The organism is Bacillus sp. 2B09 (assembly GCF_003946835.1).
Lineage (GTDB): Bacteria > Bacillota > Bacilli > Bacillales > Bacillaceae > Bacillus > Bacillus altitudinis.
The window spans coordinates 286,319-307,408 of sequence record NZ_RPSG01000005.1; the positions used below are offsets into that span (position 1 = coordinate 286,319).

Below are 21,090 nucleotides of genomic sequence, written 5' to 3' on the forward strand. Positions count from 1 at the left end.
AATGAATATGTCTGTAAAAGAGCATCAAATTGATCATAAGACGAAAATTAGTGTCAGCGGAGAAATCGATGTGTACTCTGCTCCTCAGCTAAGAGAAACACTTATGCCTAAAGCCGAGGCGGGAGAGCATCTAGAGATCTGTTTGAAGGATGTTACGTATATGGATAGTACAGGATTAGGTGTATTTGTTGGGTTGTTTAAAGCAGCTCAAAAAGCAGGTGGAACACTAAAGCTTGAGAACTTGTCGGATCGGCTTATCAGATTGTTTGAAATCACTGGACTAAAGGACATCATTGACATTTCTGCAAAGTCAGAGGGTGGGGTACAATGAACGAATCAGTAGATCTAATCGAGATGAAAATACCGGCGAAACCAGAATACGTAGGCATCATTCGTCTGACTCTTTCAGGCGTTGCAAGCCGGATGGGCTATGCCTACGAAGAGATTGAGGACTTGAAAATTGCCGTCAGTGAGGCATGTACAAATGCAGTTCAGCATGCCTATAAAGGTGCAGATGGCGAAGATGGAGAGGTAGCGGTTCGCTTTCTTGTCTATGAAGATCGTCTAGAAATCATTGTCGCTGATAAAGGCGGTAGCTTTGACTTTAAGCAAAAGCAGGAAGACCTAGGGCCGTACACATCTGCTCATACGGTGGATCAATTGGCAGAAGGAGGTCTTGGTTTATACTTAATGCAAACATTGATGGATGAAGTCGAGGTGCAAGCAAACTCCGGAGTTACCGTGGCGATGACAAAGTTTTTAAACAGGGAGCGAGTTGACCATGACACAACCATCCAAAACTATGAAACTAACTAAAGATGAAGTGGATCGCCTCATTCAAAGCTATCAATCCAACCAAGACGAGCAGGCGCAGCTGACACTAGTTGAGTGTTATACAAATCTTGTGGATATGCTCGCGAAGAAATACTCCAAAGGAAAAAGCTTTCATGAGGATTTAAGACAAGTTGGAATGATTGGTCTACTCGGCGCAATTAAGCGTTATGATCCACTTGTCGGTAAATCATTTGAGGCATTTGCCATTCCAACCATTATCGGGGAAATCAAACGCTTTTTACGTGATAAAACATGGAGTGTCCATGTACCAAGACGAATTAAAGAGCTTGGACCAAGAATCAAGATGGCAGTTGATCACCTGACAACGGAAACGCAAAAGTCACCTAAAGTACAAGAGATTGCAGAATATCTAGATGTAACAGAAGAAGAAGTTCTTGAAACAATGGAGATGGGCAAAAGCTATCAAGCGCTGTCTGTTGACCAAGGCGTAGAGGCTGATTCTGAAGGAAGCACTGTGACGATTTTAGACGTTGTCGGCTCACAAGAAGAAGGGTACGAACGTGTAAACCAAAAAATGATGCTTGAAAGTGTGCTTCACGTTCTGACAGATAGAGAAAAAGAAATTATCAATCTCACGTATTTGCAAAATAAAAGCCAGAAAGAAACAGGCGATTTACTCGGCATATCTCAAATGCATGTATCAAGGCTGCAGCGGAAGGCAGTTAAAAAGCTACGAGATGCATTGTCAGAAGATGCGTCTATGGAGCTAGGGTAATGAAGCAGATCGAACAGCATGAGCATGTAAACGCCATTATCTATCAATCGAACAAAGAAGGAAAATCATGCTGCGGGGACAGTTTTTTTATTAAAGCAGATGATGAAGAACTAATTTGTGCTGTCGCAGACGGATTAGGCAGCGGCCAGTTCGCCAATGAATCATCTTCTTTAGTCAGCGAAATTGTCGAAGAATATGGACATGAGGATGTAACAACCCTCATTGATAGATGCAATCAGGCCATGAAAAATAAACGTGGGGCCACTGTAGCCATATTAAAGGTGAATTTTTCCCAGCAGCAGTTTACCTATTGTTCGGTTGGCAATATTCGATTTATCTTGAATGCACCTTCTGGCGACTATATTTATCCACTTCCGACATCAGGATATCTATCAGGTAAACCTAGAAAATACAAAACATACACCTATTCCTACGAAAAAGGATCGACATTCATTATGTATTCAGACGGACTGAATGTGCCAAACATGCGAATGTGTTTAAAGCATAGCCATTCAGTTGCAGATATCGCCAAACAACTTGAAACATACACACAAGACAAGAAAGACGATCTCACCTATGTACTTGGTCAGCTTACATGAAATAGCTGACCTTTTTTCTGTTTTGCCGGTTTTTTTGATACACTAAAAGAGAAGACACAGTGAGAGGATGCAAAGTATGAAGACATCTGACTTTTTATTGAAACAAATTGCGACAGAATTAAAGCTTTCAACAAAACAAATTGGAAGTGTGATACAGCTATTAGAGGATGGCAACACCGTCCCGTTTATTGCACGTTACCGGAAAGAGCAGACAGGCTCACTAGACGAGGTGCAAATTCAAACCATTTCTGAACGCTATACATATATCCAAAATGTGACGAATCGAAAAGAAGAAGTGATTCGCTTAATCGCTGAACAAGACAAATTAACAGATGAATTAAAACAGAAGATCGAACAGGCGCATAAGTTGCAAGAGGTCGAAGATTTATATCGTCCATTTAAACAAAAGCGTAAAACAAAGGCAAATGTAGCCAAAGCAAAAGGACTTGAGCCGCTTGCGGAGTATTTACTGAAGCTGCCAAACGATGATATTGAAAAGAAAGCATCGGCTTTTATCAATGAAGAAAAAGAAGTCACAACAGCAGAAGAAGCACTGGAGGGCGCCCAGCACATCATTGCTGAACAGCTTGCGGATGATCCTGATATGCGGAAATGGATTCGCAGTGAGACGTACCAAAAGGGAAGTCTTGTCACATCAGGAAAAGACGTTGAAAACGACGAGAAAAACGTCTATGAAATGTATTACGACTATCAAGAGCCGATTAAAAAAATTGTGCCTCATCGTGTACTCGCGGTCAACCGAGGCGAGAAAGAAGGGATTTTGAAAGCAGCCATCGAACCGCCTGCTGAAAATATTCGTTTCTACCTCGATAAACAAGTCTTAAAAGGCAAGCAAACGACGGCGAGGCCTTACATTGAAGCGGCCATTGATGATGCATACAAGCGCTTGATTCAGCCTTCAATTGAACGGGAAATACGAAAAGAGCTGACAGAAAAAGCAGAGGAACAAGCCATTCATATTTTCGCTGAAAACTTAAGAAAGCTCCTACTTCAACCGCCGATGAAAGGGAAACGTGTACTTGGGGTAGACCCTGCGTTTCGTACAGGCTGTAAATTAGCCGTCGTGGATGATACAGGAAAAGTCCATCATATTGGCGTCATTTATCCGCATCCGCCTGTACAAAAAAAAGCGGAAGCCAAACAAAAAGTGAAAGAAATCGTTCAATCATCGAACATTGAAGTCATTGCGATCGGAAACGGAACAGCCTCAAGAGAGACCGAACAATTCATCGCAGACTTGCTCCAAGAGCTGGACCAGCCAGTTTCATATTTGATCGTGAATGAAGCAGGGGCAAGTGTATACTCTGCATCTGCGCTGGCAAGAGAAGAGTTTCCAGACTTGCAAGTGGAAGAAAGAAGTGCCATTTCCATCGCCAGAAGGTTGCAGGACCCATTAGCAGAGCTTGTCAAAATAGATCCAAAATCTGTCGGTGTAGGACAATACCAGCACGATGTGAGTCAAAAGCAATTAAACAGCTCGTTAACCTTTGTGGTAGAAACGGTTGTTAACCAAGTCGGTGTGAACGTTAATACAGCCTCACAGGCGCTGCTGCAATATGTGTCAGGTCTTTCAAAAGCCGTCGCAGGAAACATCGTCAAGCGCCGTGAAGAGATTGGGAGATTCACAAGCAGAAAAGAGCTGAATGATATCCCTAGGCTTGGTGCAAAGACTTATGAGCAGTGTATCGGCTTCCTGCGCATCACAGATGGACAAGATCCACTTGATCGCACGGGTATTCACCCTGAAAGCTATAAAGAAACAAAACAGTTCTTACGCATGATCAACATGACGCCAGACGATCTTGGAACAGAACAGTTAAAAGAGAAAATTGCAGGGGTGAAGCTGGACGAAGCAGCAGAACAGCTTGAAATTGGTTCAATCACCCTTCAAGATATCATTGATCAGCTGACAAGACCTGAGCGTGATCCGCGTGATGAAGTACCAAAGCCGCTGCTCAAAACAGACGTGTTGAAATTGGAGGACTTGAAGCAAGGGATGGAGCTACAAGGAACGGTGAGAAACGTCGTTGACTTCGGCGCATTCGTTGATATTGGTGTCAAGCAGGATGGACTTGTCCACATTTCCAAGCTAAGCAATCGATTTGTGAAACATCCGCTCGACGTGGTATCAGTTGGTGACATTGTGACCGTATGGGTAGACTCCGTTGACCAGGCAAAAGGCCGGGTAGCTCTATCGATGCTAAAACCAGAGTAAACAAAAAACGAGGCGCACCTTAGGATGGGGTGTGCCTTGATGTGACTGAATGTTTTTTTCTATAGAAGTACCAGCATTGATTGAGCAATTTGATTTGATAATGATTTTTCTCATAAAATGCTTTCTGCATCTGATTTTTCAGCCAGTTGGGCATCGCCCATTCCTCCTTTGATCAAAACAGTGGGTGTACCTTCAATGTATGCAAAGGGGAAATTGTCCCGTTCGAGGTTTTTATAGAAAGGAACGATCTTGATTGAACGAAAGAGAGTTACAGCAGTTAACAGAAGACATTTCAGAGCAGTTCTTTGGTAAGGCGTTTCGCCATCAGGCTGTTTTTAATGACCGTCTTAAAACGACAGGCGGGCGATATTTACTTGGAACACACCATATTGAGCTAAATCGCCGATATCTTGAGGAGCATGGCAGAGACGAATTGATCGGTATCATTAAGCATGAACTATGTCATTATCACCTACACCTTGAAGGGAAGGGCTATCAGCATCGGGACAGGGATTTTCGTGAACTCTTGCAGCAAGTAGGAGCCCCGCGCTTTTGTACCCCGCTGAAGACCGTTCAAAAGAAAAAAAGAGCGGTGACGCTTCATTACTATGTGTGCACAGGTTGTGGAAGACATTATACGAGGAAGCGCCGATTTGACACAACGCGATATGTCTGCGGGATTTGTCATGGTAAGTTAAAAAAGGAAGGGGAAAAGGCTTGACTGTTATATTAGTATATGTTAAATTATAAAAGCCGTCGCAAATGGAGCAGGAATGAAACGTTTAAAAATTCTTGACACATTTTTCTGGCATAGATATAATGAAACATGTCTTATTATTCCGCAGTAGCTCAGTGGTAGAGCTATCGGCTGTTAACCGATCGGTCGTAGGTTCGAGTCCTACCTGCGGAGCCATAATGGAGAAGTACTCAAGTGGCTGAAGAGGCGCCCCTGCTAAGGGTGTAGGTCGCGCGAGCGGCGCGAGGGTTCAAATCCCTCCTTCTCCGCCATTATCATATGGCCCGTTGGTCAAGCGGTTAAGACACCGCCCTTTCACGGCGGTAACACGGGTTCGAATCCCGTACGGGTCATGTTTTGTTATTTTGATTCGTTGGGCTATAGCCAAGCGGTAAGGCAACGGACTTTGACTCCGTCATGCGTTGGTTCGAATCCAGCTAGCCCAGCCATTTTTTTATATGTTTTTCTGCATAGCAGATGAGCCATTAGCTCAGTTGGTAGAGCATCTGACTTTTAATCAGAGGGTCGAAGGTTCGAGTCCTTCATGGCTCACCATTGTCACGCGGGTGTGGCGGAATTGGCAGACGCGCTAGACTTAGGATCTAGTGTCTTTATGACGTGGGGGTTCAAGTCCCTTCACCCGCATTGTTTTTTCAAACAGTGCACTTATGAATATATGAGCACATCAAACACGCGGTCGTGGCGGAATGGCAGACGCGCTAGGTTGAGGGCCTAGTGGGTGAATAACCCGTGGAGGTTCAAGTCCTCTCGGCCGCATCTAAGAAACCAAAGGTTGTAGACCTTTGGTTTTTTTGTATTATCTAAATGTAGCTGGCAGGATAGCTCAAGATTCACCAAAAGCAAAAAATAGAGTATCAAATGAATGAGGGCGTATTAGGTGCGTTCTTACATTAATGCTAAGTTCTCCATCTCACAATCAATAATGGATGCTTTACATGATGATGAGAAAGGAAACTTTGGTGTCGTTTTTACATTTGACGAACCGGGTGAAAGGGAAGATGCTTGAAATAGATGAATCTTGAACCAAGTGAAGAAGATCAAAAGATGCTTGGATCAATGTTTCAAAGCCAATGCCTGATTAAAGATATTTACGGGCGTACCTCTAAAATCTTAATTGAATGCCTGTTTGAAGAGTGGATGGGGACTTTCGAGACCAATAAAAGTGAAGTGGCCTATGTTGAAGAGATGTATTTTTAAAATTTCGTTCATAATTGAGCGGCTTTTTTATTTGTATAAAATCAACTTTTGGGAGGATTGGTACAATACATAATCTCTAGGTTGAAGGTCTAGTGAGTGGATGAATAACCTAGAGATGTTAAATTCTTCTCAACCGTATTTAAAGAAACCAAAGGTTTATGAACCCTTGGTTTCTTCTTATCGATGGCTTCTTTGCATTTTTGTATCAGAAGCTTAATATAAAGAGCATTGTTTAATTTTACTTTTCATAATATGTGTCATACAATCCTTGATAGTGGTTTTTTAAATTTTGTATTAGATTTTGGTCATAAGAGATAAAGTCGATCACATCTTCGCTAATATAGACAAGATAGTTCTCATTATAAATAACAATATAAGATGAACGCATTCCTTTCACAACACTTTTAATATATTGATACACTTCCTCAAAACGAATGTTTTTAATAGTTGTAAATATGACATTAGCATCTATTTCATCGTGATAAGTAATGGTTTCAGACCAATTTTTGATCTTTATATACTTGCCTATATTTGTTTTTTCTCGATACCTGCGATCATTTTTAATATAACCCGAAATAAAGGTAACATTAATTTCTTGTGGATGATCCAGTGTCTCGGATAATATATCTTTTAGTAAACTAAGTTTCCCATTGTCAAAAAGTTCAACTCCAAATCGAACTCTTAATTGGGGTGAAACTTGAAAAAAAGGAATTTCCATATTTTTTGTAAAATTCATGTGGAATTTTTTGGTTTTATCCATGATATTTAATCTCCTATTCTTCTTAATTCAGCATCATAAGTCCCTGATCTAGTCTTTTTACTTGCTAAATTCTTTACTGTTGAAGCGCCTTAAATGTGCTTTTTCAATAGCAGCTTTTAAACGCGAATCATCTATAGCAAAACCAAAGCTCAAATTAATTATATCTACACCCTGTTTAATACTCCATTCTATGCCTTCTATAGTATCAGAAGGATCGCCTTTTCCGTGTTCATCCAAAACTTGAATATCATATAAATTGGTATTCTCGGTAATTAATATTTTTGTATTTTTAATTTGAGTATTAGTAAGTATGCTTGCAATCATTGTTCCATGTGGAAAAAATGGCTTAGTTTCTGAAGTGCGATCAATTGCATTGTATGTATTTTTAATATGTTTTTTTATTTGGGGTATGTTTTGTTCAATTCCACTATCCAGTACTGTAATTTTTACTGGTTGGGTTTTTGTTATTTCTATTTTCTTATTAGGTAAAATAATACAAATTGACCAATTATTATCACGATGTTCTTTTGATAATTTAAATTTCGTGGTCTCATGTTTTTCACAACCTACAATGTATAAAAGACATAAACAGATCAATATATATTTTTTTATCACCAACTATCACTCCAAATTAAAAATACATGATTTTCTATTGTATATATAAATAATGTGATTTTTAATAAAATATGGGTAAAAAACATTATATAACAAATAATATAATGTTTAAATTCAACTTTGTTAAATATTTATTATTGATATTTATGTTATCGTTCTTTAATATACTTAAATATTTTTAAAACTAATAGGAAGTCTGATTTTTATATAATTGAAATAAACGTTTTGTGTAATGAATTTCGAGTTAACATATTAAAAAATTGCAATAATTTCCGCTTCATGTTACAATAAGAATAATTATTTTTGTTCGGCGTAAAGGATAGCATGAAGAAAGACTTTTCGTCTTGAGGATACTTTGGGCAAGGATAGTATAATACATTGTGTGGTAAACGCACGAGGAGGCAACAAACATGGAACAAGGTACAGTAAAATGGTTTAACGCAGAAAAAGGTTTTGGATTTATCGAACGTGAAGAAGGCGACGATGTATTCGTACATTTCTCAGCTATCCAAGGTGACGGATTCAAATCTTTAGACGAAGGTCAAAAAGTATCATTTGACGTAGAGCAAGGTTCTCGTGGAGCTCAAGCTGCTAACGTTCAAAAAATTGCTTAATCTTCATTCTATCAAAACGGGTTCTCTGTAGAGAGCCTGTTTTTTTGTGCTTTCATTTATTTCTGCAATAAAAAACCCTACTCAACGTACAAGTAGGGAGATGTTACAAGGTAATCGTAAAAAAATTCATGCTTCAAAGGTTTATCAACAGTATAGCATATTGGATTTACAATATGCGGAATTTGCCTAAATAAATTCTTTTTTTCTTTAATAAAATTGAAGGATGGATCGTTCTAGAGAACATGTATTCAAAAATGGTGAGGGATACCGTAAAGAGCGGCATAGTTCTTAACAGAAACTTTTAATTTGTTTTTCTGTAATCCCTTCGATAACTTCTAATTCACTTAACAAAAATTCATGAGCCTCATCTAGCATTTTCTTTTCACTTGCATTTAGTGCTTTCTCTTTCTTCATCCGCATCAGATCACGCACAACTTCAGCACCATCTTGGATGTCACCCGTTTTTATTTTGTTTGTATTAATTGTATGGCGTTCTTTCCATGTCAGTAATTGAGCTGATTCGCCATGCTGAAAAATGTGCATCACATTGTTTAATGCCAGTATATCTGTAACAGGTCTAATACGTGAACTTGACATTTTTCGTGTTGGAATCATCACTTTCATATGACTGATTGACATTTTAATCACATAATACTGTTGTTTTTCATCAGAGAATTCTTTTTCTTCTATGGCTTCAATTATACCTGCTCCGTGCATTGGATAAACAATGTTATCACCAATTTGAAACATATCATCCGCCTCCATATCATGTATCTACTTTAAGGGTATCACACTTAGAGGTAAAATAATCAAATTTTTAATAATAACATGTTTATTTATTTTTTGTCAATAAATTTTGTTCTGGAAAAGAGAGGTTTTTTCATGTGAATTTCGGATGGTTTTTGATCATATCCTCAAGAATCCTTGCTACAAGAAAAACAGAATATCCACCATTAAAAAAAGACCAGCCATTGAGCTGGTCTTTCCAAATAGAATCCGATCATAATGTTGAAATATCAATCACAAACCGATAACGCACATCACTTTTGAGCACACGTTCATATGCTTCATCGACTTGGTTTGCGTTGATCACTTCAATTTGTGGTGCGATCTTGTGAGCAGCTGCGAAATCGAGCATTTCTTGTGTTTCTTGGATGCCGCCAACGAGTGAGCCGGCGATGCTGCGACGTCCGGTAATTAATGAAAACACATGGAAGTTGTCTGGCTTTGGTGGTGCACCGACGTTTACTAATGTTCCATCAACACGAAGTAAGGACAAATAGGCATCCACGTTGATATTGGCAGAGACGGTATTGAGAATGAGATCATATTGACCGGCTAGTGTCTTAAACGTATCAGGGTCACTTGTAGCAAAATAGTCTTTTGCACCAAATGACAGGGCCTCTTCTTTTTTATTCAAAGAGCGGCTTAATACAGTCACTTCTGCGCCAAGTGCGCGTGCAAATTGAATGGCGACATGACCTAGACCGCCCATTCCGACAATCGCCACTTTTTTGCCAGGCCCAGCCTTCCAGTGTTTTAACGGAGAATACGTTGTGATGCCGGCACAGAGAAGAGGACTGGCGACATCGAGGGAAAGCTGGTCAGGAATATTGACAACAAATCGTTCTGTCACAACAATTTTCTGACTGTAGCCGCCGTAAGTTGGTTCTCCATCATAATCCAGGTTATTATAAGTTTGAACGACTCCTTTCTTGCAATATTGTTCATCTCCATTTTGGCAATATTCACATGTACCGCAAGAATCGACAAAACAACCGACGCCTACACGATCACCAATGTTGAATTTCGTGACAGCATCCCCAACAGCTGAAACAACTCCAGTAATCTCATGACCCGGAACCATTGGGAAAATACCGCCGCCCCATTCATCAAAGGCACTGTGGATATCTGAATGACAGATCCCGCTAAACTGAATATCAATTAAAATATCATGTGGACGAAGGGCTCTTCGTTCAATGGTTGTCCGTTCAAAGTTTGCTTTTGCATGGGAAACACTTAAAACGTTTGATTGGTGCGTCTGACACATTCTTGATCATCCTTTCAAAAGTAAGATTCGGTCCTTCCTCTATACTGTACGTCTTAAAGTGAACTTTAAGTCAACATAGAACCCTCTGATCGCCTCAATTCAGGCTTTAGCATCAACCTTGAATCAAGATTTGAGCCAAAAGTATCTTGTCTTCTCGATTAAAATGGAGATGATGGGAAAAGGGAGATCGTCAAGTAAGAGAAAGAAGAGAAGGGTGAAAATAATGAAAATAGCACAAGCCGCCAAGCAGCTCGATTTATCTACTGCTACGCTCAGGTATTATGAGAATATAGGTTTAATTAGACCGATCAGGCGTGATGAAAATGGTGTTCGTGAATATACAGAAGAAGATATTCAGTGGATAGAATTTATTAAATGTATGAGAAATGCGGGTCTGTCAATTGATGCTCTTAGAGAATATACGGCTTTATTTATCGAGGGAGAGGATCGTACATTGTCCTCAAGGAAGAGTATTTTGGTCAATGAGAGAGAAAGACTCGTAGACAAACAAAAGGAAATCGAAGAAACGATTAAACGGTTAGATTACAAGATCGAAAGTTATGAAGATATTATCCACAGTTATGAACAAAAACTAGTTCATCAATTAAAAACGAGCTCTATTTAAATGAAGAAAAACCTGTGACTTGTCACAGGTTTTGTGATGTGGTTATCTTTTTGTGTAACGCACCCAATTGTAATGAGCGTAAAGTGGGGTAACACCGTTGTAGGAGCCGAGCCATTCATCGACACCTGCACCATTCCATAAGTTCATCATAATCTTTCCCGGTGTTTGAGGGATTTGAGTAGTAGCCGTGTGTTTTAATTGACCGTCCACATACCATTTAATTGAGTTAGGCTGCCAGTCGAACGCATATGTGTGATAAGAGTTTGCTGCATCAAAACCAAGGTTGACGATCTTTTCATGATTTCCGACACCATTGGTATAGTAGTTAAACTGAACCTTTGTCGTATCTTTTCCTAGAAATTCGATGTCGATTTCATCCCAAGGCGTACCATCAGTCGGTCCCGTATAAGTAAAGAACGAAGACACGATCCCAACATTTTTTGCTGGTTTCATGCTGACTTCATAAAGCCCATAGCCATATGTTTGAACGGAGCGGTTTTCCCCACAGTCAAACTTATTATACGAAGGACTAGTGAGCGATAATCGCATTTCCCCTAACGACGTCATGGAGACATTGTTTGCGCGCCACGTACAGTTAAACATATTTCCGTTCGAGTACCCATCGGCTTTTTGCCATAACCCGGTATTATAGTTGTTGAACGGCTCATAAAACGACCCGCCCGTTTGTGCCGAGGCACTTGCAGCAAATGTGGACAAACTTAAGAATAATCCAGTGACAAGCAGCATCAACATTCGTTTTACACGGTAAGACATGTAGGCATTCCCCTCTCTTTTTTGAAAGCGTTTTCTTTTTGATCATACATGATTCTCTCAAAATGGAAAATCGGTCTAAATAATGATAAACAGTGTGTTTTTTTAATAGAATGAAAAGAAAATTGATAGGTAAAAAATAATGATTGACAAAGCGGACAGTTGTCCGTAAGATAATACCGGTACAATTGTCCTAATGAAAATGAAAGAAATTTGATTTACACATAGAGATATAAGCAAGGTGGATGAAGGTGAAGCATCATGGAAAAGGATATTGGAAAGGAAATTGAAGAGGTCGCTTTCTCTTTGTTTCAAGAGTTTGGTGTAGAGAATGTCAGCATGCATAAAATCGCAAAAACAGCTGGTGTTGGTCAAGGAACCCTTTACCGCCGCTATGCAAATAAAAGTGATTTGTGTCTCTCTATTCTTGGTGAGAGATTTGAACAGCTGATCCCTGCTTTGCATCTTTACTTAAATAAAATCAGTGATCAGCCGGTTCAAGATCGTTTGCAATATGTTCTCGAGGAGATCCATCTCATCGTTGGTCATCACTTAGACTGGATTCGGATGCTGACGATCTCTGGAAATTTAGAGCAGACAAGTAAAGTATATGATTGTCATTACAGTCAATCACTCAAACAAATCATTCGTGATTTGCTCGAGGAAGCGAAAGTAAAAGGAGAAGCGAACATACAAGACATTGAGTTGACGACATTATGTATGTCCTCTCCAATGACGCCTGAACTCATGTTTTATATTCATGAATCCGGCTACTCAATTGAAAAAATTGCACAATTCGCTGCGGAAAGACAGGTTTTGTCTGTCTTTTCCTAGACATTGAAGTGGCTCATTTCTGTCCAGCCTAACTACTTATGGTTTATCAAAATTGAAAAAGAAAAGGAGCCAACTTAATATGAACAAACAGCAAACAGCAGCTTCCGACATTCGAACGCTGCCCATTATTATTTCATTTATCACAGCTGGATTTATTGGACTGTTCAGTGAAACGGCATTAAACATGGCGCTGAGAAGTTTAACATTAGATTTTGGTATTGAAGCAACAACTGCTCAGTGGCTTACAACCGGGTATTTATTAACACTAGGGATTCTTGTTCCAATTTCAGGCCTCATTCTTCAATGGTTTACAACAAGACAGCTTTTCATCACCTCACTGGTCTTTTCGATCATCGGTACATTTATTGCGGCCGTTGCACCAGTCTTCAGTATTTTAATGGTGGCACGTGTGGTGCAGGCAGTAGGAACAGCCTTGCTCCTTCCATTGATGTTTAATACGATTTTGGTCATCATTCCGCCTCATAAAAGAGGTAGATCAATGGGGATTATCGGTCTTGTCATTATGTTTGCCCCAGCAGTGGGTCCAACGGTCTCTGGTCTCATTCTTAAATCGTTAACATGGCATTGGATTTTTTGGATTTCGCTTCCGTTATTAGTTGCTGCACTCGCATTTGGGTATATTTTTATGCAAAATATTACGGAACCCACAAGACCGAAAATCGACATTTTATCGATTGTGCTATCAACCATCGGTTTCGGTGGAATTGTGTATGGCTTTAGCAGTGCTGGTGAAGGCGGCGGCTGGAGCAGTATGCATGTGATTGTGGCGATTGTTGTAGGTGTCATTGGCATTCTTGTGTTCTCCCTAAGACAGTTAAACATGAAAGAACCGATGTTGAATTTAAGCCCATTTAAATATCCAATGTTTGTGATCGGGTTACTCCTGATCTTAGTGTGCATGATGGTGATGCTGTCTGCTATGATGATCTTGCCATTATATTTGCAAACGTCCTTGGCACTTTCTACATTTACAGCAGGTTTGATGCTATTACCAGGTGGAATTATCAATGGACTGCTATCGCCAATCATGGGTGGGCTTTTTGATAAATTTGGGCCGAAGTGGCTTGTCATCCCAGGCCTTGTCATCGTTGCAGCGACCATGTTTGGCTTCACGAACTTAAGTGTGAATACGTCCATCGGTTATATCGTGACGCTTCATATTACGTTAATGGTTGGGATTGCGATGATCATGATGCCTGCCCAAACAAATGGATTAAATCAGCTGCCGCCAGAGCTATATCCGCACGGTACAGCGATTATGAATACATTGCAGCAAGTATCAGGAGCGATTGGGACTGCGGTTGGTATCTCGATCCTTTCATCAGGAGCTCGCAGCTTTATGGAAAATGTGGCTGATCCCGCAAATCCAGTCAATCAGCTGCTCGCCTTTACAAATGGCGTCCAGCATGCCTTTATCTTTGCTGTCATTATGACAGTGATTGGCTTGGTGATTGCTTTCTTTATTAAACGAGTGAAAGTAGAACAACAAGTATCATAATATATGAAAAGCACTGAGGACTTAGCGCCACAGTGCTTTTTTTATTTATTCATAGGGGTGAATGTTTGTTTCAAAGGAGCTAAAAATGGGGAGATAGATAAAAAGCAACGACTCTCTGACGACATTGAAGGAAAAGACGAAATACGTAACGAATGGATAGAGATAAAAGAATAAGATAGGAGCTGAGATCATGAACTTAGACGAACAAATCAAAATGGCTGAGTCTTTACGCCAACCAGCTGAAGATTCATTAGCTAGTCAATCAGAATTAAAGCCAGTCCACCCTCCTGAAGTGAACAAAATGGAATATGATATCCCAACAGGTGCTGGTGAAACAAAGGTGTGGGTATTTAAACCTGTGAAAACATTGAAACAACCCCTACCTGTTTTCGTGAATTTGCATGGGGGCGGTTTTATCCTTGGAAGTGCTGAAATGGATAATCATTGGTGTCCGGTCATAGCAGATCGTGCGGAGTGTATCGTCGTCAATGTGGAATATCAGCTGGCACCGGAACACCCTTTTCCAGCCGCTCTTCATGAATGCTACGATGTGATGAAATGGTTATATGAACATCCTGATGAACTACAAATAGACCCAAATCGATTAGCCATTGGCGGACATAGTGCAGGTGGGAATTTGGCAACAGCGGTTTGTTTGCTTGATATCCAAAAAGGGAACAAACTTCCGATTGTCTATCAAGTGCTTGATTATCCGCCGCTTGATTTAGCTACTGATCCAGCACAAAAGCCAGCGTTTGAAGAAGCAATTCCAGTTGAAATGGCGAGACTGTTTAATGCCTTCTACCTGCAAGGTCAAGATCCGCACAATCCGCTCGTTTCTCCAGTCTTTGCAGAGAGAGAAGTCTTAGCACAAATGCCCCCAGCTCTTGTTATCACAGCTGAGAAAGATTCACTAGCTGAAGAAGCTGAGCATTATGCGGACAAGTTAAAAGAAGCAGGGGTAGATGTCACATACAAACAATTTAAAGGAGTCCCTCATGCGTTCACTCATGCCGGAGACTTAGAGATAGCTGAAGAGGCTTGGCATCTGATGAGCGATCAGCTTAAGAAGGCGTTTGAATAAGAAATATTAGGATATCAGTAAAAAGCACAGACTTTTTTTCTGTGCTTTTTTTGTGTTCTTGCTGACGTATTGAAAAGAAGTGTAGATACAACAATCACAGTAGTCGATATAATAGTAAGATAGAAGACATCTAAAAAGGAGCTAATAGAATGAAAAAAGAGACACTACAGGCATTTTGTCTTTCTTTACAAGGAGCAACCCACGACTATCAACCTGAGTGGCAGGCAGATCGTTATCATATAGGTGGAAAGATGTTCGCCATGATGGGGGGAGACGTCGATCGCAAGCCAGTTATCACTTTAAAATGTGATCCGCAACGTGCTGAAGAATTAAGAGAAATGCATGAAGGAATTATTCCCGGCTATTACATGAATAAGACGCATTGGAATTCTATTTATCTTGATGCAGATATTCCATCTTCATTTGTCGAAGAGCTAATTGAACATTCCTATCAACTGGTTTTTCACAAATTAACAAAAAAAGCTCAGCAGGCTATCCTCCAACATGATTCAACAGAAACCGATTAAATGCTGAACGTTCAGTTGTTCATGTCTCTTTGAATCTCTTCAAAATTGACTAGAGTCACATGCTCTCGCTATACTTTAAACAGCTAGAAGATACGAATAGGGGGATATACAATGGGCTATACAGTCATTACAGGGGCAAGTTCAGGTATTGGGTATGAAACGGCTTTGGCCTTTGCAGCAAGAGGAAAAAATCTGATCTTAGCTGCACGCCGGCTTGATAAACTCCAAGAACTGAAAGAAAAGATTCTAGAAACATATCCCCATATTCAAGTGAAAGTCCAGTCTGTTGATTTAACAGACAGAGAGCAAGTGTATTCTTTCTATGAGTCATTAGCTGGTGATGAGCTGGATACGTTCATTAATAATGCCGGGTTTGGCCATTTTGGTTCAATAGGAGAGCAGGATGTGAAAAAAATTGGGGACATGCTTCATCTCAATATTGAAGCGTTAACAATTTTATCCACTCTGTTTGTCCGTGATTATGAGCAAAAAGAGGGGACGCAGCTAATCAATATCTCTTCAAGAGCGGGTTATACCGTCGTCGGAAATGCTGTCACTTATTCAGCCACGAAATTTTATGTGAGCGCCTTTACAGAAGGGCTGGCCCTAGAATTGAAAGAAAAAGGAGCCAAATTACAGGCAAAAGTATTAGCGCCTGCTGCGACAGAATCGGAATTTGCAAAGCGTTCATTAGATGTCGATCAATTCGAATATGAAGGCACTATCAAGAAATATCACACATCAAAAGAAATGGCAGCGTGCTTGCTTGAACTTTACGACAGTTCAAAAACAGTTGGTATCGTTGATGGGAAGACATTTGATTTTGAATTGAAGGACCCCATTTTTTCACACGCTGGCACAAGCATGAAATAAAAAGTTCCAGTCACTGAGGATAGATTCTCTTAGTGATCAGCAGGTCACCGAGCCGAAAGATGTCTTGGATAATGTGGAGCACTGTCAACACATACTAGAATAGATAAAAACACCTACACATTAGGTGTTTCAGCGTGTAGACAAACCCTCGCATTCTTTGTCAGTCCTGCGTGCTGGTGCTCACGAATGTGACATTCGCTCCGCGCCAGTACTCGTCCTTCCTAGACTTCAAAGGTTTTCTATCACGCTGAAAAGAAGACAAAGGGCTAAAATCAAGTTCATTTTAGCCCTTTGTCAACAATCTGAAACACCTACACATTAGGTGTTTTTTTTATGCATTCTTTGATGAATGAAAGAATCGCAGGTCCAGTAGATGAGACTGCTGACAATTATGATCGGGAGGGATGTTGAGCTCTCAATTCCATCCATAACAAAAAGCATGACAATCATTGCTATCAGTAAGTAAGCCGCTAAATAAAGAGGATGAAAAGCCTTGGGCTGTAAAGAAAACAACAACTGTAAAGGTACCGCAAAGATGAAATAATAAACAAAAAAGATGGGAGTGTAAAACATCATAAACGCAGGCTCGCCCTGAATCGGTGGATATAAACATACGAACAAGCTGAGTAAAATGGAACTGAAGAATAGTGTGAGTAGGATTTTGTAAAATGGTTGAACGGAACGCACTGTATGTACTCCTTTTTTGTAAGATTTCCTATATTTTATCATAAATGGGTCGAGAACAATTTCTGAAGTCAATTTAGGTATTAAGATATAAATAAATTTTGATAATAGTGTCCTTTTTCCTTTATTTGGTTCTGTGACTTTCACCTCATGCTGATGAATGAAGGAATGGTATAAAGTAAACCCTATAGACAGATAATTATTCATCACATTTAAGAAAAGAGATGATCTTATGAACGTAACAAAATGGTTTGGTGCTGCCCTTCTTACTGTTTCACTATTGGTGACCGCAGCTTGTGCGAACGATAGCACTCAAGAGAATAATCAAAGTAATCAAGAAAGCACTACCAGTGAAACAAAAGAAAAAAACACGGCTGTTGAGACAGGGAACAAGTCTTTATCCAATATTAAGGTGCTGGCAACAGGCGGAACGATTGCCGGTAGTTCAGACAGTAATACAGATACGACTGGATATAAATCTGGTGCACTTGGAATCGATAAAGTCATTGCTTCCGTACCACAGCTGAAGGATATTGCAAATGTCACGGGTGAGCAAGTAGCGAACGTCGGCAGTGAAAATGTGGATAACGCTCTGCTTTTAAAATTAGCGAAACGAGTCAATCAGCTTTTAAATGATGATCAAGTGGATGGCATTGTGGTGACACATGGTACAGATACATTAGAAGAAACGGCCTATTTTTTACATTTGGTTGTAAAAAGTGATAAGCCAGTGGTGGTTGTGGGTTCCATGAGGCCAGCATCTGCCATTAGTGCGGATGGCCCGCTTAACTTGTATCATGCAGTGAAAATTGCTTCGACAAAAGAAGCCAAAGGCAAAGGTGTAATGGTGACATTAAATGACCGAATTGCCTCTGCTCGCTTTATTACGAAGACAAATACCACCACAACCGATTCGTTCAAGTCTCTTGAGCAAGGGTACATTGGAGAAGTGGCGGGTGAAGTTGTCTCTTTTTATAACGAACCGACAAGAAAACATACAACTGACAGTGAATTCGATATTTCAAAGCTAAAAGAACTGCCGCAAGTGGATATCTTATACGGCTATCAAAATGATCAAAAGTATGTGTATGATGCTGCGGTTAAAGAAGGAGCGAAGGGCATTGTCGTTGCCGCCGCAGGAAATGGAACGATGTCAACAGAAGCGATCAATGGGGCAACAGATGCTGTGAAAAAAGACGTGGTGATTGTGAGGTCAAGCCGTGCAGGAAATGGCATTGTCACACATGAAAAAATGGATGATGAACATCATTTTGTCTCATCGGATTCATTAAATCCACAAAAAGCACGCATTCTACTCATGCTGGCTCTGACGAAAACAAAAGATCCAGATAAAATTCAATCCTATTACGAGCAGTATTAAAAAGAAAAAGACCCGACGTATCATTGGGTCTTTTTTATATGTGTACCTGATGTTCAGCCCGTTTTTTTAAAGAGAGTAAAATGTCTCTCCAAACATCATCTATATCAGTCAGAAAATGTCCTGCTTGCTCGATATAGTGCGTTTTGGCGTTTGGAATGTTGGGAGCCATTCTTTCTATCTCTGCAAAAGGGGCCATCTGATCCTCTTTTCCATGCCAGACATCCACAGGGATTTGTATATCTTTCATATCGAATTTCCATGACCGTGAGAGTAAATCTGGTTCATGAATACATTCATCAACCGATTGACGAGTAGCTTCGTATAAATGCCGCATCATCAGCTCCAGTTGCTCATCGGTTTGAAGAAATTGCCGATCCGATGGATGTAAATGTTTGTTCCCTTTTTTCGTTAGTTTCTTGAATTTCTCTGGTTTCTTTTCAATTAGTTTTTTTTGAGCGCGATAACTTGCCTTTAAGAGCCAAGGCATTCTTTTACTGAGGAAAAAGGCAATCTTGTTCTCCTTTAGCATACTTTTAGGCGGTTTACCATCCTGAAATGGGGTGGTACTTGAGACGAGAGCAGCTGAAAGAATGCGGTCTGGCAATTGATAGGCACAACCAGCAGCGAATGCCCCGCCTCCAGAGACACCAATCACTGAAAAATGGGAGATGTCAAGATGATCGGCCACTTCCTGTACGTCTTTTGCCCAGTCTAAAATAGTGCGGTTCGGTTGCGGATCAGATAAACCAAAACCAGGTCTGTCTAAAGAAATAAGACGAATGCCAAGCTCTTTTGAGATTGGATCATCATCTAAAAACATCACTCTCGATCCAGGTGTCCCATGAAAAAAGAATACTGGGAATCCTTCAAGATCACCGTATTGAGACAAACCAATATGACGTCCATCTTGCAAATGAATCCTGTCCATTTGATCACCCCTTTCATCGTTTATCTAACTTACATATTCATGCATGAAACGCCGGGTTAAGGCGTTTCTTTCGCAATTTGATAGATTTTTTCGTAAAGCGATAATAATGTTTTTAGATCTTCTTTTGAAAGCTGGGCATAGTATTTTTGAATAAGATGCAGCTGAATTTTTTCAATATCTTTATGATAGTCATGGCCCTTTTGAGCAAAATCAACAATGATTTCTCTACGGTTATGTGGATTAATCTCTCTTTTCACATATCCAAGCTGCTCAAGCTTTGATATGAGCTGGCTAGCGGCACTAGATGAAATGGAGAAATAATCAGCCAGTTCATTGATTGTTCTCGTCTTCGACCGCAGCAATTCAAGGGTCAGTTCTTGTTTGCTTGTTAAATCTGCATACTCATTTTTTAAGAATCGTTGATACTCTTCTACATAGATAGAACCTAGTGCATTTGAGTACTCAATGATTTTTTTGCTGTAATGAATGATATCCTCATCCAATGACATCACCTCTTTTCTCCTATATTATATGCGATCTTAATATTTAAGTGAAGTTAAATGTTAAGAAAAATTAAATAAAAGGAGGATAGACTACTGAGAAAATGACCTCTACCTCCACTTTTTTCATCAACAATGGACAAAGAATACTTCCTGTTTGGTGATGGGCAAAAATGATCGTTTTGTTTGTTTTCACTTAGATTCACTCCTTAAGAAGTCGATGACTTTTTCATTGTATTATGGGCAATCTCCATTTATAATAAAAAAATAAACCAACTGGTCGGTTTTATTTGTCCGTGTGAAGAAAAGCAAGGTAGAAGGGATTGTTCATAGATGACAAGTGCACAGAGCGGGGCTGGAAAAAGTGAAAAGACGAAGCAGAAAATTGTCACCGCTTCACGTGATTTATTTGCGAAAAAAGGATATTCCGAAACATCCGTGCGAGATATTCTAGAGGCGGCTGAGATAAGTAAAGGCAACCTTTATCATCATTTTAAAGGAAAAGAGTTTTTGTTCCTTCATATTATGGAAGAGGATCATCGATTCATGATGGAGACGTGGCATGAAGAGAAACAAGCGCTGCACCGGGCCATTGATAAGCTCGCAGGGTTTGCAGAGCTACTTAGTCAAATGGGGATTAACTATCCTTTAATGAGAGCAAGTGAAGAATTCTGTGCCAGTGCATTTACATCAGATGAAGTCATGGAGCGGCTGAACAAGATTGATGTAGACTTTGATGATGTGATGAGAGACATCCTGCTTGAAGGAAACGAAGATGGCAGCTGGTCGATTCAGCATGTTGAATCAAAAGTGAAAATATTACTTTCTGTATTTTATGGATTAGACGTGTTATATAAAAATGACACGATGCAGCAGAAAAAGGAATTACAAAAAGAGGCGATCTCATTGTTTATTCACGGAATCAACCATCATGAGTAACAAGTGAGTCAGTAAAGGGGAAACAAA

General features: G+C 40.0%; 25 protein-coding genes, 7 tRNA genes and 1 pseudogene. 23 read left to right on the forward strand and 10 right to left on the reverse strand.

Going from position 1 to position 21,090, the window contains the following annotated elements:
• Position 1: 1 nt before the first annotated feature.
• From EBQ12_RS12440 to EBQ12_RS12460, 5 genes are all read left to right on the forward strand, one after another.
• Positions 2-331: an anti-sigma factor antagonist gene (locus tag EBQ12_RS12440; RefSeq protein ID WP_007496474.1), complete on the forward strand. Its 330-nt coding sequence runs from the start codon at positions 2-4 to the stop codon at positions 329-331.
• A complete protein-coding gene (gene rsbW, locus EBQ12_RS12445; RefSeq protein ID WP_007496471.1) occupies positions 328-816 on the forward strand; it encodes an anti-sigma B factor RsbW in 489 nt (162 codons plus the stop codon). Before EBQ12_RS12440 ends, rsbW begins: the two co-directional genes overlap by 4 nt.
• Positions 782-1,570 carry an RNA polymerase sigma factor SigB gene (sigB, locus tag EBQ12_RS12450; RefSeq protein ID WP_012009000.1) on the forward strand — a complete coding sequence of 263 codons (789 nt, stop codon included), beginning with the start codon at positions 782-784 and terminating at the stop codon, positions 1,568-1,570. Before rsbW ends, sigB begins: the two co-directional genes overlap by 35 nt.
• Positions 1,570-2,169, forward strand: a complete 600-nt coding sequence (locus tag EBQ12_RS12455; RefSeq protein ID WP_008346897.1) for a PP2C family serine/threonine-protein phosphatase — start codon at positions 1,570-1,572, stop codon at positions 2,167-2,169. The genes sigB and EBQ12_RS12455 overlap by 1 nt, the downstream gene beginning before the upstream one ends.
• Before the next feature lie 76 nt (positions 2,170-2,245).
• On the forward strand, positions 2,246-4,405 hold the full coding sequence (locus tag EBQ12_RS12460) for a Tex family protein (protein ID WP_125590228.1): 2,160 nt from the start codon (positions 2,246-2,248) through the stop codon (positions 4,403-4,405).
• Between the two features lie 19 nt (positions 4,406-4,424).
• Here the strand turns inward: EBQ12_RS12460 and cmpA are convergent, their stop codons facing one another.
• Positions 4,425-4,559 carry a cortex morphogenetic protein CmpA gene (cmpA, locus tag EBQ12_RS12465; protein WP_008346893.1) on the reverse strand — a complete coding sequence of 45 codons (135 nt, stop codon included), beginning with the start codon at positions 4,557-4,559 and terminating at the stop codon, positions 4,425-4,427.
• Between the two features lie 99 nt (positions 4,560-4,658).
• Between cmpA and EBQ12_RS12470 the strand changes: the two genes are divergently transcribed.
• The 9 genes from EBQ12_RS12470 to EBQ12_RS19620 all read left to right on the forward strand — a co-directional run bounded on the left by EBQ12_RS12470 (position 4,659) and on the right by EBQ12_RS19620 (position 6,359).
• A complete protein-coding gene (locus tag EBQ12_RS12470; protein ID WP_007496463.1) occupies positions 4,659-5,126 on the forward strand; it encodes a SprT family protein in 468 nt (155 codons plus the stop codon).
• Positions 5,127-5,243: 117 nt separating this feature from the next.
• Positions 5,244-5,318: transfer RNA gene (locus tag EBQ12_RS12475), tRNA-Asn, on the forward strand.
• 4 nt (positions 5,319-5,322) lie between these two features.
• Positions 5,323-5,413 (forward strand) — tRNA-Ser (locus EBQ12_RS12480).
• Positions 5,414-5,422: 9 nt separating this feature from the next.
• Positions 5,423-5,494: transfer RNA gene (locus EBQ12_RS12485), tRNA-Glu, on the forward strand.
• Between the two features lie 21 nt (positions 5,495-5,515).
• Positions 5,516-5,590, forward strand: a tRNA-Gln gene (locus EBQ12_RS12490).
• 30 nt (positions 5,591-5,620) lie between these two features.
• Positions 5,621-5,696, forward strand: a tRNA-Lys gene (locus EBQ12_RS12495).
• 7 nt (positions 5,697-5,703) lie between these two features.
• Positions 5,704-5,786 (forward strand) — tRNA-Leu (locus EBQ12_RS12500).
• A gap of 48 nt (positions 5,787-5,834) precedes the next feature.
• Positions 5,835-5,918 (forward strand) — tRNA-Leu (locus tag EBQ12_RS12505).
• A 255-nt stretch (positions 5,919-6,173) separates the two neighbouring features.
• The gene (locus EBQ12_RS19620; protein ID WP_057078423.1) at positions 6,174-6,359 is read left to right on the forward strand and encodes an ATP-binding protein; all 186 of its coding nucleotides are present in this window, start codon (positions 6,174-6,176) and stop codon (positions 6,357-6,359) included.
• Between the two features lie 238 nt (positions 6,360-6,597).
• Here EBQ12_RS19620 and EBQ12_RS12515 read toward each other — a convergent pair whose 3' ends face one another.
• The 3 genes and pseudogenes from EBQ12_RS12515 to EBQ12_RS12525 all read right to left on the reverse strand — a co-directional run bounded on the left by EBQ12_RS12515 (position 6,598) and on the right by EBQ12_RS12525 (position 7,734).
• Positions 6,598-7,119, reverse strand: coding sequence for a hypothetical protein (locus tag EBQ12_RS12515; protein WP_125590230.1), 522 nt, complete (start codon positions 7,117-7,119; stop codon positions 6,598-6,600).
• Positions 7,120-7,124: 5 nt separating this feature from the next.
• Positions 7,125-7,208 (reverse strand): annotated as a pseudogene (locus EBQ12_RS12520) (toxin C-terminal domain-containing protein); the annotation flags it as partial.
• On the reverse strand, positions 7,177-7,734 hold the full coding sequence (locus tag EBQ12_RS12525) for a S8 family serine peptidase (protein WP_164511651.1): 558 nt from the start codon (positions 7,732-7,734) through the stop codon (positions 7,177-7,179). The pseudogene EBQ12_RS12520 and the gene EBQ12_RS12525, both read right to left, overlap by 32 nt.
• A gap of 410 nt (positions 7,735-8,144) precedes the next feature.
• On the opposite strand from EBQ12_RS12525, the gene cspC reads away from it, so the two are divergent.
• Positions 8,145-8,348 carry a cold shock protein CspC gene (gene cspC, locus EBQ12_RS12530; protein WP_008346765.1) on the forward strand — a complete coding sequence of 68 codons (204 nt, stop codon included), beginning with the start codon at positions 8,145-8,147 and terminating at the stop codon, positions 8,346-8,348.
• Positions 8,349-8,636: 288 nt separating this feature from the next.
• Here cspC and EBQ12_RS12535 read toward each other — a convergent pair whose 3' ends face one another.
• Both EBQ12_RS12535 and EBQ12_RS12540 read right to left on the reverse strand, forming a co-directional pair.
• Positions 8,637-9,098 carry a CarD family transcriptional regulator gene (locus tag EBQ12_RS12535; RefSeq protein ID WP_113747458.1) on the reverse strand — a complete coding sequence of 154 codons (462 nt, stop codon included), beginning with the start codon at positions 9,096-9,098 and terminating at the stop codon, positions 8,637-8,639.
• Between the two features lie 250 nt (positions 9,099-9,348).
• Positions 9,349-10,398 (reverse strand): NAD(P)-dependent alcohol dehydrogenase, encoded by a 1,050-nt coding sequence (locus EBQ12_RS12540; protein ID WP_017358458.1) that lies wholly within the window; start codon positions 10,396-10,398, stop codon positions 9,349-9,351.
• Positions 10,399-10,621: 223 nt separating this feature from the next.
• Between EBQ12_RS12540 and EBQ12_RS12545 the strand changes: the two genes are divergently transcribed.
• Positions 10,622-11,023: a MerR family transcriptional regulator gene (locus tag EBQ12_RS12545; RefSeq protein WP_017358457.1), complete on the forward strand. Its 402-nt coding sequence runs from the start codon at positions 10,622-10,624 to the stop codon at positions 11,021-11,023.
• A 42-nt stretch (positions 11,024-11,065) separates the two neighbouring features.
• On the opposite strand, the gene bglS is transcribed toward EBQ12_RS12545, so the two are convergent.
• The gene (gene bglS / locus EBQ12_RS12550; RefSeq protein WP_039169887.1) at positions 11,066-11,797 is read right to left on the reverse strand and encodes a beta-glucanase; all 732 of its coding nucleotides are present in this window, start codon (positions 11,795-11,797) and stop codon (positions 11,066-11,068) included.
• A gap of 258 nt (positions 11,798-12,055) precedes the next feature.
• On the opposite strand from bglS, the gene EBQ12_RS12555 reads away from it, so the two are divergent.
• The 6 genes from EBQ12_RS12555 (at position 12,056) to EBQ12_RS12590 (ending at position 18,696) form a co-directional block, all read left to right on the forward strand.
• Complete coding sequence (locus tag EBQ12_RS12555; protein WP_057078413.1) at positions 12,056-12,628, forward strand: TetR/AcrR family transcriptional regulator; 573 nt, start codon at positions 12,056-12,058, stop codon at positions 12,626-12,628.
• Between the two features lie 79 nt (positions 12,629-12,707).
• Positions 12,708-14,147: a DHA2 family efflux MFS transporter permease subunit gene (locus EBQ12_RS12560; protein WP_125590234.1), complete on the forward strand. Its 1,440-nt coding sequence runs from the start codon at positions 12,708-12,710 to the stop codon at positions 14,145-14,147.
• 190 nt (positions 14,148-14,337) lie between these two features.
• A complete protein-coding gene (locus tag EBQ12_RS12565; RefSeq protein ID WP_125590236.1) occupies positions 14,338-15,231 on the forward strand; it encodes an alpha/beta hydrolase in 894 nt (297 codons plus the stop codon).
• A 149-nt stretch (positions 15,232-15,380) separates the two neighbouring features.
• On the forward strand, positions 15,381-15,758 hold the full coding sequence (locus EBQ12_RS12570) for an MmcQ/YjbR family DNA-binding protein (RefSeq protein WP_045035188.1): 378 nt from the start codon (positions 15,381-15,383) through the stop codon (positions 15,756-15,758).
• 111 nt (positions 15,759-15,869) lie between these two features.
• Positions 15,870-16,631, forward strand: a complete 762-nt coding sequence (locus EBQ12_RS12575) for an SDR family NAD(P)-dependent oxidoreductase (RefSeq protein WP_125590238.1) — start codon at positions 15,870-15,872, stop codon at positions 16,629-16,631.
• A gap of 916 nt (positions 16,632-17,547) precedes the next feature.
• A complete protein-coding gene (locus tag EBQ12_RS12590; RefSeq protein WP_046527098.1) occupies positions 17,548-18,696 on the forward strand; it encodes a type II asparaginase in 1,149 nt (382 codons plus the stop codon).
• Between the two features lie 34 nt (positions 18,697-18,730).
• Here the strand turns inward: EBQ12_RS12590 and EBQ12_RS12595 are convergent, their stop codons facing one another.
• The 3 genes from EBQ12_RS12595 to EBQ12_RS19625 form a co-directional block, all read right to left on the reverse strand.
• On the reverse strand, positions 18,731-19,624 hold the full coding sequence (locus EBQ12_RS12595; protein ID WP_052320377.1) for an alpha/beta fold hydrolase: 894 nt from the start codon (positions 19,622-19,624) through the stop codon (positions 18,731-18,733).
• A gap of 56 nt (positions 19,625-19,680) precedes the next feature.
• A complete protein-coding gene (locus EBQ12_RS12600) occupies positions 19,681-20,133 on the reverse strand; it encodes a MarR family winged helix-turn-helix transcriptional regulator (RefSeq protein ID WP_007496431.1) in 453 nt (150 codons plus the stop codon).
• A gap of 64 nt (positions 20,134-20,197) precedes the next feature.
• Entirely contained in the window at positions 20,198-20,320 is a 123-nt protein-coding gene (locus EBQ12_RS19625; RefSeq protein WP_017366680.1) for a hypothetical protein, read from the reverse strand.
• 137 nt (positions 20,321-20,457) lie between these two features.
• Here EBQ12_RS19625 and EBQ12_RS12605 point away from each other — a divergent pair, with 137 nt between their 5' ends.
• Positions 20,458-21,063 (forward strand): TetR/AcrR family transcriptional regulator, encoded by a 606-nt coding sequence (locus EBQ12_RS12605; RefSeq protein ID WP_052320378.1) that lies wholly within the window; start codon positions 20,458-20,460, stop codon positions 21,061-21,063.
• Positions 21,064-21,090 lie beyond the last annotated feature (27 nt).